The organism is Alloalcanivorax marinus, from assembly GCF_016785095.1.
In the GTDB taxonomy this organism is placed as follows: domain Bacteria; phylum Pseudomonadota; class Gammaproteobacteria; order Pseudomonadales; family Alcanivoracaceae; genus Alloalcanivorax; species Alloalcanivorax marinus_A.
In genome coordinates this window covers 42,535-54,471 of record NZ_JAEKJB010000013.1, presented here as the reverse complement: position 1 = coordinate 54,471, position 11,937 = coordinate 42,535, and the positions used below count along the sequence as shown (strand labels likewise).

The window sequence follows — 11,937 nt, the reverse complement described above, 5'->3', positions numbered from 1 at the left end:
CCGGAAACACCGGACACTCGGCCCCGCTTTGGCGGGGCTTTTTTTTGTCTGGGCATTCGGGGGCCACCGGCCCGCGATGAACCCTTTACGGTCATCGCGGCGGGGCGGATCTCTCGGCTTACCAGTGAATCCCCTTGAACAACCGTGAGAAGGCGGCCTGTTCGCGGCTGATCTTCTTCGGCGTGGTCTCGCGCTTGCCCATGGCGGCGGCGGAATCGGAGAAGATTTTGTAGCCGGTGTTCATGATCGTCTCGGTCACCTTTGGGGTAATGAAGTGCATTACCTGGCCGAGCACGCCCAGGCTGGTGGCGATCCGTTTGGGGCGCCGCACGATGGCTTCACAGATCATGTCCGCCGCCTGGTTGGGGCTGATGGTGGGGACGTGATTGTAAAGCTTGGTGGGCGCGATCATGGGGGTGCGCACCAGCGGCATGTTGATGGTGGTGAAGTGGATGCCCTGGTGGGCCAGCTCGCTGGCGGCGCAACGGGTGAAGGAGTCCAGCGCCGCCTTGGACGCCACATAGGCGGAGAAGCGGGGCGCGTTGGTGAGCACGCCGATGCTGGAAATATTGATCACATGGCCGAAACCGCGTTCGACCATGCCCGGCATCAGCTTCATGATCAGGCGCAGGGCGCCGAAGTAGTTGAGCTGCATGGTGCGCTGGAAGTCGTGGAAACGATGGAATGAATGCACCACGGAGCGGCGGATGGAGTGGCCGGCGTTGTTGACCAGGATATCCACCCGGCCATAGTCGGCCAGCACCTGCTCCACCAGCTCGTCCACGGATTCCAGCTTGGATACGTCACAGCGGTAGGCGTGGGCGGTGCCACCGAGCTGCTTGATCTCGTGCAGGGTCTCCTCCAGCTTCTCCGGTGTGCGCGCCACCACCAGCACGGTGGCACCGGCGCGGGCCAGCTTCAGGGCGGACGCCTTGCCGATACCGGACGTGGCGCCGGTGATCAGCACGATCTTGTCCTCCACCCGCTCCGGCAGCGATGGCATCGGCTGCAAGTCATCCTCGCGGCTGTCGCGGTCCGGGTCCAGATGGTTTTCCCAGAAATCCCACAGCTGCTGGATGTAGCTCTCCAGTTCCGGGACCTCGATGCCGCTGCCTTCCAGGGCGGCGCGGGCACGCTGGTTGTCGTACTCGGTGGGGAAGGTGAGGAACTTGATCACCGAGGGCGGGATATCCAGGTTCTCCAGGGTCTGGTTCACCAGCAGGCGCGGGGTCAGGGCGCTCACCCCCTTGCGCACGAAGCCGGGCACGGCATCGAACACCTTGCCGTCCAGCCGCACCGGCATGCGCGGTGCCTGGGCGGCGCTGGCGATGATGTCCATCACCTCGCCGAAGTTGTAGCTGCGGTCGGCGGTGAGGTGGAAACAGTGGCCGTTGCCTTCTTTCTGGTGAGCGATGTGGTCCAGGGCGTCGGCGACGAAATCCACCGGCACGATGTTGAAATGGCCGCTTTCCAGGCCAACCAAGGGGATCCAGTTGGGCAGAAAGTCCTTCAGCTTCTGGATCAGCTTGAAGAAGTAATAGGGGCCGTCGACCTTGTCCATTTCGCCGGTCTGGGAATGCCCAACCACCAGGGACGGTCGGTAAATGCGCCACGGGATCCGGCTTTCGTGCCGCACCAGGGCCTCCGCCTCATGCTTGGTCAGCAGGTAAGGGTCGTCCAGGCCCACCGCCTCCTCGAACATGTCCTCGGTGAACACGCCGTCGTAGAGACCGCCGGCGGCTACCGAGGAGACATGATGGAAGCACTTCGCATCCAGTTTTTCGGCCAGTTTCAGGGTGTGCCGGGTGCCTTCGATGTTGATGTAGCGCTGGCTGTTCTCATCGGCGCTGATGTCATAGATGGCGGCCAGATGAAAGAAATGATCGATCTGTCCCACCAGGTCGTCCTGGTCGCGCTTGCTCACGCCGAGCAGCTTCTTGGTCAGGTCGCCACTGATCGGCACCAGCCGGTTTTCCTCCACGCACAGCCGGCGGCGCATGGCGTCCAGCTTGTACTCCGAACCCGGCCGCACCAGGGCGAAAACCCGTGCGTTGTCGCGCTTGAGCAGGCGGGCGACCAGAAAACGGCCGATGAAACCGGTGGCTCCGGTGACGAAGTAGTTCATGGAATTCCCCTTGTTATTTCGACTTCCCTGGCGGCACGCGGCCACGTTGCTATGTGTCCCCGTCGATGATGCGCTCTCGTCGTCGAAAGGACCAGGGCCGGCGCGCCGCCGTGGTTGTACTTTGTCGGCGAATGGATAGGATGGAACTCCATTCCATTTTAATTAAAGAACAAAGGATGCCCATGAGCCCTGAATCCGTTTCCCTGGCCGAGGCGATGCGACAGCGTCGTTCGGTGCGCGGCTTCCTGGACAAGCCGGTCCCCGACGAAGTGCTGCGCGATGTCTTCGAGTTGGCCCAACTGGCGCCCTCCAATTGCAACATTCAGCCCTGGAAGGTGTTCGTGGCCTCCGGCGAGACCCGGGATGAATTGCGCCGCCGCATGGTCGAGAAGGTTTCCGCCGGGGTGCCCACGGCGCCGGATTTCGAACCCAACGCCGGCAAGTTCGAGGGCGTCTACCGGCAGCGACAGGTGGATTGCGCGGTGGAGCTGTACAACAACATGGGCATCGCCCGGGACGACAAGCCCGGCCGCCTGCGCGCCCAGTTGCGCAATTTCGAGCTGTTCGACGCGCCCCATGTGGTGTTCATCGGCATGGAGCGTGGCTTCGGCCCCACCGTGGCCCTGGATGTGGGCATGTACATCCAGTCGCTGATGCTGGCCATGACCGCCCACGGCCTGGGCAGCTGCGCACAGGGCAGCATGCGCTATTACCCCGATGACGTGCGGGATGTGTTCGGCGAGCCGGACAGCACCGCCATCCTTCTGGGGATCAGCTTCGGTTACGAGGACGAGAGCGTGGCGGCCAACCGCACCCGGGTGGGCCGTGCCCCGCTGGGGGACTCGGTCACCTTCAAGGCGGCCCTGTGAGCGGGCGGACTGGAACGCCGTTTCGTGATATACTGCCGGGTTCATTCCCCGTTCCCCAGAGCAGTATGGTCATTGTCAAAGGTTTGATTCCGGTCCGCGATAATCTGCGCGAGAGCGCGGTGGCGCTCGCCCAGCATCTGGCTCGTCAGGCCCGTGACGAGGAAGGCTGTCTGTCCTACGAGGTTTACCTGAAGGCGGATTCGCCCCGGGTCATCATGCTGTGGCAGCAGTGGACCGACCTGGACGCCCTGGAACGGCACTTCGAGTCCGATTACCTGGACGACTTCCTGGACCGCATCCCGGATATGATCGACGGCGAGGTGCATTCGCTGCACTTCGATGTCACCGAGGATGGCGAGGAAGCCCCGGCCGGCCAGACGGTCACCACGCTCGCCGACGGCACCACCCTGCACTGAGACACGACAATAACACCACCAAACAGGTACTAGGGGGCGCGTTCCCATGAAGACGCGGATTGATTCCGTCGACGACGTCACGCAAAGCTTCGCCCGCCAGGGCTACATCTGCGACCAGCGTACCGCTCTGGCGGTGTATCTGGCGGCGCAGCTGCACAAGCCGGTGCTGGTGGAGGGCCCGCCGGGCGTCGGCAAGACCGAGTTGGCGAAGGCCGCCGCCGGCTTCCTGGAAGCGCCGCTGATCCGGCTTCAGTGCTACGAAGGTCTGGATGAGAGCCGCGCGCTGTATGAATGGAAGTACGGCAAGCAGCTGCTTTATACCCAACTGTTGCGCGACAAGCTCAGTGGGGTGCTGGCGGACACCGAGAGCCTGGAGCAGAGCATGCACCGGCTCGGTGACCTGGGGGACGCCTTCTACAGCGAGACCTTCCTGGAGCCGCGGCCGCTGCTGCGCGCCCTGCGCGCCGACGAGCCGGTGGTGCTGCTGATCGACGAGATCGACAAGGCGGATCAGGAGTTCGAGGCGTTCTTGCTGGAGCTGCTTTCGGATTTCCAGATCTCGATTCCGGAGATGGGCACGGTGCGCGCCCGCCACCAGCCGCTGGTGTTTCTCACCAGCAACGACCAGCGGGAGCTGTCCGACGCCCTCAAGCGGCGCTGCCTGCACCTCTATATCCCTTACCCGGAAGCGGCCCTGGAGCGACGTATTCTGGCCGAGCGCGTGCCGGAACTGGATGCCCGGCTGCGTGAGCAGCTGGTGGACTTCATCCAGCACCTGCGCGAGCAGGACATGAAGAAGCTGCCGGCGGTATCGGAAAGCCTGGATTGGGCCCGGGCCCTGGTGCTGCTGCACGCCGACAGCCTGGAGCCGGAGCTGGTGGAGCAGACCCTGACCCTGGTGCTGAAGAACGAACAGGACGCGGAGCTGGCCCGGGATCTGTTGCCGCACTGGTTCCGCCGGCACGGCGGCGCGTCCTGAGTCATGGCCGCCCGGCGCCTGCATGAATTCGTGCGCGCCCTGCGTGGCGCCGGCGTCCGTATTTCGCCGGTGGAAGCGGAGGAAGCGTTCCGCGCCGCCGCCCTGATCGGTTACCACCCCCGCGAGCAGTTCCGTGAGACCCTCGCCCTGACCCTGGTTAAGAGCGAGGCGGAGCGGCCGGATTTCGACCACTGCTTCGATACTTTTTTCCAGTTCGAGGAGAGCGACGGCGAGGCCGGGAGCGAGCCGCCGCCGGCGCCAGCCCCGGACGGGGAGAGCGGCGAGAGCCTGGAGCCGACCGCCGCGTCGCTGCTTTCCCAGGACGGCACGCAACTGGAACAAACCCTGGCCCAGGCCGCCGCCGGCATCGATTTCACCGCCATGCAGGTGATCACCCAGCAGGGGCTCTACGCCCGGCGTCTGCTGATGAGCATGGGGATGGGCGCGGTGGACGACGAGATTCTGCGCCTGGATGCTTCCCCGCGCCACGCCGACCGCCACCGCGCCGAGCAGCTTCGTGACTGGCGCGGCGGGGTACGCGAGCGAGCGCTGGCCCATGTGCAGCGGCAGTTCGAGTTGCATGGGCGTGCCCACGGGCGCGCGCTCCGAGAGCACACTCTGCGGGCGGCGCCGTTCCGGGATCTGCGTGAGTTCCAACAGGTCCAGGAACTGGTGCGACGTCTTGCCCGGCGCCTGGCGCGCAGCCACCAGCGCCGCCAGAAAAAAGCCCGCCGGGGCGCCCTGGATGCGCGCCGCACCCTGGCCTCGAGCCTGCGCTATAACGCCGTGCCGGTGGAACTGCACTGGCGTGAGCGGCGCCGCCTCAAGGCCAAGGTACTGGTGGTCTGCGATGTGTCCAGCTCGGTGCGCGACGCCGCCCGCTTTTTGCTGCAATTTCTCTACGCCATGACCGATGTGCTGCCCCGGGTGCGCAGCTTCGCCTTCGCGGCGCGCTTCGATGAGGTCACCGAGGATTTCGACCGCTATTCGCCGGACGTGGCGGTGGGGCGGATTCTCGACCGGGTGTCCGGCAGCGGCACCGACTACGGCACCATGTTCCAGGAGCTGGAGGCGTGCTGCCGGGGCGAGATCGACCGCCAGACCACGGTGATTATCCTGGGTGACGCACGCAACAACGACCTGCCCGCCGGTGAGCGCCACCTGGCGGACATTGCCCGCCGCGCCCGCCAGGTGTTCTGGCTCAACCCCGAGCCACCGTCGCGTTGGAACAGCGGTGATGCCATCATGGCGCGCTACCTGCCTTACTGCCGTGATGCCCGGCGCTGCGCCTCGCTCAATGATCTGAGCCGGTTTACCGACGCGCTGTTGCGCCAGCTTGATTAGCGGCCGGGCTCAACGGCGGCTGTTGGCGATTCCGTCCAGGGCCGCGTTGAGCGCCTGGTTCAGGCGCGCCAGATTCACCGGTTTCGCGATATGGCCGACCATGCCGGAGTCGTGGCAGGCGGCGATTTTCTCCGGCACCGCGTGGGCGGTCAGGGCGATCACCGGAATCACCGGCAGGCGCCCTTCCCGCTGCAGACGCTGGATCGCCCGGGTGGTCTCGAAGCCGTCCATGTCGGGCATTTCGCAATCCATCAGCACCAGATCGAAGCCGTCCGGTCGGGCCAGCAGGGTCGCCAGTGCCTCGGTGCCACTTTCCGCCGTTTCGCATTCGTGGCCGAGCTTGCGGCACAGCCCCTCGGCCACCAGCAGGTTGACGTGGTTGTCGTCGACGATCAGCAGGCGCGCGCCGGGGCCCTCGACCACGGTGGCGGGGGTGGCCTCTTCCTGGCTGGGCTCGCCGGGTGGCAGTGGCAGACGGAACCAGAACAGCGAGCCGCTGTGCAAGGTGCTCTGGGCGCCGATTTCGCCGCCCATGATCTCCACCAGCTGGCGGCATACCGCCAGGCCCAGGCCGCTGCCGCCCTGGGGCGGGCGGGCGCCGGGTCGGCCTTGCTGGAAATAATCGAACAGGTGCTCCAGCTGGCCGGGGGCGATGCCGATGCCGGTGTCCCGTACCTCGAAGAGTACATAATCGCGGTTGGCCTCCTCGCGGCGGGCGCTCACGTCGATGGCGCCGTCATGGGTGAATTGCACCGCGTTGCCGATCAGATTGACCAGGATCTGCCGTAGCCGAACCGGATCGCCGATGCAGTACTCTCCCAGCTCCGGTGACAGCGTCAGGCGTAGCTCGCTGGCCTGCAGGCGGGCACGGTGCTCGAACAGCGTCGTGCAATCACGGATAAGGGCCGGCAGGTCGAAGGGGGTTTGATCGATGGGCATTTTGCCAGCGTCCAGACGGGAATAGTCGAGCACATCATCGATCAGGTTGGTGAGCGCGGCGCCGGACTGCTCGATCACATGCAGATGCCGCCGCTGTTCGTCATTGAGTGGGGTGTCGCGCAGGATGTCCACGGTGCCGATCATACTGTTCAGTGGCGTGCGGATTTCATGGCTCATCATCGCCAGGAACTCGCCGCGGGCGCTGAGCGCCGCGTTCAGTTCCCGGGTGCGCTCCTCCACGCGCCGTTCCAGCACCTCGTTGGCTTCACGCTGGATGCGGTCGTTCTCGGTTTTCAGTGTGGTCATGCGGTGGGCCAGGGCGAAGGACAGCAGTACCGCCTCGATCAGAATGCCCAATTGGAAGGCGTTCTCGATCAGCCAGTGCCCGGGCACGAGATTGAAGGTCTTGAGAATGTAGATCACCGAGGTGACCGCCACCGAGGCGAAAGCGATCAGATAGAACAGTGCCGGGCGGTAGCCGCGCCCCACCAGCCAGATCGCCAGACCGGTGGCGATGAACGGCCATGGCAATACGATGGCGGAAGAAAACTGGATAAAGAAATCAAAATTCAGCAAGGAGATCGGAGCCAGAATCATCAGCGCCACGGCGGTGCCGGTGAGTGCCCGGTTCAGCGCCGGTGCCCGCTTGCGCAATTCCAGAAAGGAACAGGAAAACACCATTGAAAAAGCCAGGGTAAGCAGATTGAGCACCGTCAGGCTGTGGTGGTTCCAGTCCGGCGCGCCGGGCCAGAGCCACTGAAACGCCAGGCCTTCCCGGGCGAACAGATTGAGCCCGAAGGTCCCCAGGTAGAGCACATAATGAAGGTAGCTGGGTTCTCGGATGGAAAGAAAAATCAGCAGGTTGAACAGGCACAGGATGGCCACGGCGCCAAAATAAAAGCCGTGGAACAGATTGAGCCGGCCATCCAGACGATTGAAATCATCCGGCGTGCGAAGGGTCAGGGGGAAATCGATCACATTATCGCCACGGGCCTGGAACAGCAGCCACCAGCGCGCGCCCTCAGGGATCACCAGCGGAAACACCAGTTGGTAGTGGGGCAGGGGGCGTTGCTCGAACGCCACCCGGTCGCCACTGCGCCAATGGTGCAGACGCTGCCCGCTCTGATCGAACACATACAGGTCGAGCTGGTCCAGGTGTGGGCGCGCGGCACGCAGATACCACAGGTCCAGCGCGGAGTGGTTGGTCAGGGTCAGCAGCAGCCATTGGTCGCCCTGGCGGAAGCCAAGGGTGGGGTAGCTGTCGGACAGGCGCTGGCCATCGCCGTCGCGCAGGCGCCGCAGTGCTTGCTCCGGTGTCAGCCGCCGTTCGCCGCCGTCCAGCCAGCGCAACGCCGGCGCCGCGTCATAGGAGGGCTGATCGCCCAGTGTCAAAATGTTTGCATGGGCGCCACCGCCCAGTAGCAGCAGCAGCCCGATCATTATCCCCGCCGCCCTCATCGAACGCTTCATTCACCCTTCCCGGTGGCTTGTCGCCGAATGTGATTATTATCACGTTGCTTTTACCGTATTTAACGGGGGTTCTGGAACGAGGCCAAGTACCCTGTTTCAAACTGATGACTTCACACGCAAAAGGAGACGCAAATGAAGGTCAAGATTCTGGGCAAGGCAATGGTCCTCTCCTGTACTCTGGTGGCCGGCGGCGCCTTCGCGGCGGGTCCGTATATCGGCGCCAACTACAGCCAGTTCCAGTACGACAACGACGAGTACGACAGCGACACGCTGAAAATCGACGCCGCCGTTCTGCGTGCCGGCATCGAGTTCAATGACTACATCGGCCTGGAGGCCCGCGGTGGCATGGGCTTCGATGAGGATTCCAAGGGCATCGTCGACTTCGAACTGGACAACATGTACGGCGGTTACGTGAAACTCTCCGCGCCTCTGGCCGAAGCCGTGCACCCCTACATCATCGGTGGTTACACCAAACTCAAAGGTACCGTGAAAGCCGAGGGTTCGGTGGCCGGTATCGACTACTCCGTGGACGATGACGAGCACTACGAAGGTGAATCCTACGGTGCCGGCATCGACTTCAACCTGACCGATACCTTTGGCGCGAACCTGGAGTACATGCGCTACTACGATCAGGACGATGAAGAAATCTCCGGCATCAGCGTGGGCCTGCGCTCCGCGTTCTGATCCGTCCCCCTATCCGGGGAAAGGGAGGCCCCGAACCGCCAGGGAAGGCGAACCGAAAGCGCCGGCTTGAACGCCGGCGTTTCCTTTTTCGTCCGTCCATTACGGCTAAGCGGCGAATACGCCCCGCCGCCTGCGGAACACGGTAGGAGCGGCTTCAGCCGCGATGAAGAGGGCGCCCCCGTGATCGCGACTGAAGTCGCTCCCGCCACGATTGCGTCAACGGCTCTCCAGAATCCGCTCCAGGCGCGGGCGCAGCGCGCTGGCCACTCCCAGGTTCTTCATGGTCCAGTAATGTCCGCCCACCACCCGCTGCACCAGCAGGGTCCGCGAGCTGGGCTGAAACTTCAGCATGTCTTCCCAGGCAGAGGCTTTGGCCTGTTTCATCACGTCCTGGTGGACCCGGGCGGTTTCGAAGTCGAACGGCGTGTCGGCGATGCCCTGCATCAGCACCGGCACCCAGGCTTCGTAAAAGCCGTCCGGCACGGAGGTGTCCGCGCGGCGGGCGCCGATGTCCACCAGCGCCTGATCCAGCCGCGCCCAGTCACCGGACAGCGCGGCGCCGGTGAGTGCCGCCATCAAGGCCACGTCCTCGGCGGGAAGGCGCTTCACCGCTCCGAAGTCATAGAACACGATGGCGCCATCCTGGCGGAACGCGAAGTTGCCCGGGTGGGGGTCGCAATGCACCGCATGCAGCTGGAAGATCTGACGGGCAAGCAGATCGAACAGCCGCTCGCCGAGCCGGTTGCGCAGGGCCTGATCGAAGCCATGGGCGTCGTCCACCTGCTCCAGCGGCGTGCCTTCCTCCAGACTGAGGGTCAGCACGGTGGCCCCGGACAGGGCCGGGAATACCCGCGGGATCACCACATCCGGATCGTCACGATGAAAGTCCCGGAACAGGTTCAGGTTTTCCGCTTCCTGGTGGTAATCCAGTTCCTCATCCAACTGCTGGCGAATCTCCCGGAACACCGCGTCCAGGGCCCGCTCGTCGACGCGCAACAGACTGCCGAGCTTGAGGATGCGCTTGAGGTGCTTCATGTCGGAATCGATGGAAGCCTTCACCGCCGGATACTGAACCTTGACCACGACCTGCTCGCCCTCCAGGGTGGTGGCGCGATGGACCTGGCCGATGGAGGCGGCGGCGAACGGTGTTTCCTGGAAGTCCTGGAAATGATCCGCCACCGGGCCGCCCAGCTCCCGCTCAAGCTGCCGCCGGATAACATGGAAGGGCATCGGCGCCGAGGCGTTCTGCAGCACCGCCAACTGCTCGCTGATTTCCCGGGGCAGCACATCCTGCATTTGCGAGGCGATCTGGCCGACCTTCATCACCGCCCCCTTCATTTGTCCCAGGGTGGCGGCCACCTCGCGGCCTATGTGGCGCATCAGTTCCTCGCGGCTTTCGCGCCGGTCCTGCTCCGACTGGAACCAGCCGCGCACCTGCTGGCCCGCCACCCGGGTGGCGATGGAGGTGGTCATGCCGGTGAGTTTCCAGAAACGACCGCCGGTGGCGGCCCGGTCACGGCGTTTGGCCATGGTCTGCTCGCTGCTGGTTTCGAATTCCGCAAGCCTAGCGCCGCCAGCGGCGCAAAAAAAGGGGGCCCACAGGGGCCCCGCCAAAGGAGAGTAGGCAGAAAAAGGGAATAAGAATCAGGCGCGCTGTTTTTCGCCGGCGCTCACCAGCTCTTCGAACAGCTTGCGGCTCTGCTCGCGGGCGGTGGTCAAGGCGCCGAGCCCCGCCAGAACGAACTCATTGCTGGTCTCGGCTTTCTCGCCACGGGCTTCCTTGCCGGTGCTGATGAATTGTTCGTAGAGCTCCTGGCGTTTGCGCGGCGCTTCTTCAAGCAGCGCCCGGGCGCGCACGGTGAAGCCGCGACCGGCCAGCAGGAGTTTGGATTTGCCCTCGGCGTCATCGCCATAGGCTTCGCTACCGGCCTCGACGTACTGTTCGTACAGCTCCTCGGAGCTGTCACCGGCCTTGCTGTAGGCGCCCAGGCCGGCCAGGTAGAGCTTGTCGCCGAAACTCCTGACGCGGCTCAGCAGCTTTTCCTGATCTTCACGCAGGTCTTTCAGTTCACCCATGATGTGTACCTCCTAAGCGTCTTCGCTAACCTCTTCGCCGTGAACGATACGGGCGCCGTCGCTTGGATGGAGTATGCATTGTCGAACAATTAAACAATGGAAAGGTGTAGGAAATTGGGCAGCCTGTGATGGAGCTCCCAACGCCGGCGCCAATTCGAACGTGGCGGGAACCGCCCGGGGCCCCGTACACTCCATAGGAAAGTACCAATCGGCCGAGATACGAATTCATGATCGAGAAGTTCATCGCCAAGGTGCCCAGCCGGATTTGGGCGGACGGGCGACCGGCCCGCGCGCGACAGTGGGATGCGGAGTTCAATGTGGCGGCCTGGACCAGGGTCTCCGGGGAGCCGGGCCAGGTTCAGTTGCTGGTTCGTTACCTGGACACCAAGAACGACCAGGCGGTGCTGGTGGATGCCGCGCAGGTGAAAGGTGACGGCAGCGCGCTGCTGTCCGGCTTGGTGCGGTTGCGTTTCACCGACAACGTGGAACAGGTTCAGATTTCCCTGCGCCTCTCCGATCCGGGCATGCTCTACGTGGTGGAAGAACTGTACATGCAGCGCCGTGGCACGGCACTGCGTCCCCAGGACAAGCTGATCTCCAACTACTGACACTGTTCGGCATCAAGCCGCGGGGCGGGCCCCTTTTCTTCCCCCCGGGGCCCGCCAGCCGGGTTAGCGACCGTTATCGGCCACGCGCCGGCACGCCAGGCTTCCCCCCTCGGGCCGCGACGCGGTGTCGAGGTTGTCGACGACCACGTCCTCACCTGTTTCCAGCAGAGATTCCGGCCAGCTCTGGAAATCCAGCCCGGTGAGCCGGTTCAGGTTTTCCAGGGCCGTTTCCGGGTGCCGCTTTTCCACTCTGACGATTTTGCTCATGGTGACCATTCCTCTGCCCGATTCTGGCAAAGCCAGAATCGTGCCACTCCATGGCTCCGGCTTTTCATATAAAAATCAGTAAGTTGGGATTTCGCCACCCAAACGGCGCCGGTGCCGCCGGCGGCGCGCCATGGCAGGATGTGACCCAGGTTGTCAGTTG

Annotated in this window: 11 protein-coding genes; 6 read left to right on the top strand and 5 right to left on the bottom strand. The window is 64.1% G+C overall.

Annotated elements, in window-relative coordinates:
* Positions 1-118: 118 nt before the first annotated feature.
* Complete coding sequence (locus JF515_RS17415; protein ID WP_203105732.1) at positions 119-2,125, bottom strand: SDR family oxidoreductase; 2,007 nt, start codon at positions 2,123-2,125, stop codon at positions 119-121.
* Positions 2,126-2,307: 182 nt separating this feature from the next.
* Between JF515_RS17415 and JF515_RS17410 the strand changes: the two genes are divergently transcribed.
* The 4 genes from JF515_RS17410 to JF515_RS17395 all read left to right on the top strand — a co-directional run bounded on the left by JF515_RS17410 (position 2,308) and on the right by JF515_RS17395 (position 5,733).
* The gene (locus tag JF515_RS17410) at positions 2,308-2,994 is read left to right on the top strand and encodes a nitroreductase (RefSeq protein ID WP_203105731.1); all 687 of its coding nucleotides are present in this window, start codon (positions 2,308-2,310) and stop codon (positions 2,992-2,994) included.
* 65 nt (positions 2,995-3,059) lie between these two features.
* Complete coding sequence (locus JF515_RS17405) at positions 3,060-3,410, top strand: putative quinol monooxygenase (RefSeq protein WP_161385866.1); 351 nt, start codon at positions 3,060-3,062, stop codon at positions 3,408-3,410.
* A gap of 46 nt (positions 3,411-3,456) precedes the next feature.
* Positions 3,457-4,389: an AAA family ATPase gene (locus JF515_RS17400; RefSeq protein WP_203105730.1), complete on the top strand. Its 933-nt coding sequence runs from the start codon at positions 3,457-3,459 to the stop codon at positions 4,387-4,389.
* Between the two features lie 3 nt (positions 4,390-4,392).
* Positions 4,393-5,733 (top strand): VWA domain-containing protein, encoded by a 1,341-nt coding sequence (locus JF515_RS17395; RefSeq protein WP_203105729.1) that lies wholly within the window; start codon positions 4,393-4,395, stop codon positions 5,731-5,733.
* Between the two features lie 9 nt (positions 5,734-5,742).
* Here the strand turns inward: JF515_RS17395 and JF515_RS17390 are convergent, their stop codons facing one another.
* Positions 5,743-8,142 (bottom strand): hybrid sensor histidine kinase/response regulator, encoded by a 2,400-nt coding sequence (locus JF515_RS17390; RefSeq protein WP_238401153.1) that lies wholly within the window; start codon positions 8,140-8,142, stop codon positions 5,743-5,745.
* 132 nt (positions 8,143-8,274) lie between these two features.
* Between JF515_RS17390 and JF515_RS17385 the strand changes: the two genes are divergently transcribed.
* On the top strand, positions 8,275-8,826 hold the full coding sequence (locus JF515_RS17385; protein WP_203105728.1) for a porin family protein: 552 nt from the start codon (positions 8,275-8,277) through the stop codon (positions 8,824-8,826).
* A gap of 216 nt (positions 8,827-9,042) precedes the next feature.
* Here the strand turns inward: JF515_RS17385 and JF515_RS17380 are convergent, their stop codons facing one another.
* Together JF515_RS17380 and JF515_RS17375 are read right to left on the bottom strand one after the other, a co-directional pair.
* Positions 9,043-10,356 carry an ABC1 kinase family protein gene (locus tag JF515_RS17380; protein ID WP_203105727.1) on the bottom strand — a complete coding sequence of 438 codons (1,314 nt, stop codon included), beginning with the start codon at positions 10,354-10,356 and terminating at the stop codon, positions 9,043-9,045.
* Between the two features lie 114 nt (positions 10,357-10,470).
* Positions 10,471-10,902, bottom strand: a complete 432-nt coding sequence (locus tag JF515_RS17375; RefSeq protein WP_203105726.1) for a phasin family protein — start codon at positions 10,900-10,902, stop codon at positions 10,471-10,473.
* A 227-nt stretch (positions 10,903-11,129) separates the two neighbouring features.
* Here JF515_RS17375 and JF515_RS17370 point away from each other — a divergent pair, with 227 nt between their 5' ends.
* The gene (locus JF515_RS17370) at positions 11,130-11,510 is read left to right on the top strand and encodes a hypothetical protein (protein WP_203105725.1); all 381 of its coding nucleotides are present in this window, start codon (positions 11,130-11,132) and stop codon (positions 11,508-11,510) included.
* A gap of 63 nt (positions 11,511-11,573) precedes the next feature.
* Here the strand turns inward: JF515_RS17370 and JF515_RS17365 are convergent, their stop codons facing one another.
* Positions 11,574-11,777 carry a hypothetical protein gene (locus tag JF515_RS17365; RefSeq protein ID WP_203105753.1) on the bottom strand — a complete coding sequence of 68 codons (204 nt, stop codon included), beginning with the start codon at positions 11,775-11,777 and terminating at the stop codon, positions 11,574-11,576.
* Between the last annotated feature and the right edge of the window lie 160 nt (positions 11,778-11,937).

What these genes read in the sequence shown, in the direction of transcription:
- JF515_RS17415 (WP_203105732.1), bottom strand. Translation starts at nt 2,125, where the DNA reads ATGAACTACTTCGTCACCGGAGCCACCGGTTTCATCGGCCGTTTTCTG.
- JF515_RS17410 (WP_203105731.1), top strand. Translation starts at nt 2,308, where the DNA reads ATGAGCCCTGAATCCGTTTCCCTGGCCGAGGCGATGCGACAGCGTCGT.
- JF515_RS17405 (WP_161385866.1), top strand. Translation starts at nt 3,060, where the DNA reads ATGGTCATTGTCAAAGGTTTGATTCCGGTCCGCGATAATCTGCGCGAG.
- JF515_RS17400 (WP_203105730.1), top strand. Translation starts at nt 3,457, where the DNA reads ATGAAGACGCGGATTGATTCCGTCGACGACGTCACGCAAAGCTTCGCC.
- JF515_RS17395 (WP_203105729.1), top strand. Translation starts at nt 4,393, where the DNA reads ATGGCCGCCCGGCGCCTGCATGAATTCGTGCGCGCCCTGCGTGGCGCC.
- JF515_RS17390 (WP_238401153.1), bottom strand. Translation starts at nt 8,142, where the DNA reads ATGAAGCGTTCGATGAGGGCGGCGGGGATAATGATCGGGCTGCTGCTG.
- JF515_RS17385 (WP_203105728.1), top strand. Translation starts at nt 8,275, where the DNA reads ATGAAGGTCAAGATTCTGGGCAAGGCAATGGTCCTCTCCTGTACTCTG.
- JF515_RS17380 (WP_203105727.1), bottom strand. Translation starts at nt 10,356, where the DNA reads ATGGCCAAACGCCGTGACCGGGCCGCCACCGGCGGTCGTTTCTGGAAA.
- JF515_RS17375 (WP_203105726.1), bottom strand. Translation starts at nt 10,902, where the DNA reads ATGGGTGAACTGAAAGACCTGCGTGAAGATCAGGAAAAGCTGCTGAGC.
- JF515_RS17370 (WP_203105725.1), top strand. Translation starts at nt 11,130, where the DNA reads ATGATCGAGAAGTTCATCGCCAAGGTGCCCAGCCGGATTTGGGCGGAC.
- JF515_RS17365 (WP_203105753.1), bottom strand. Translation starts at nt 11,777, where the DNA reads ATGAGCAAAATCGTCAGAGTGGAAAAGCGGCACCCGGAAACGGCCCTG.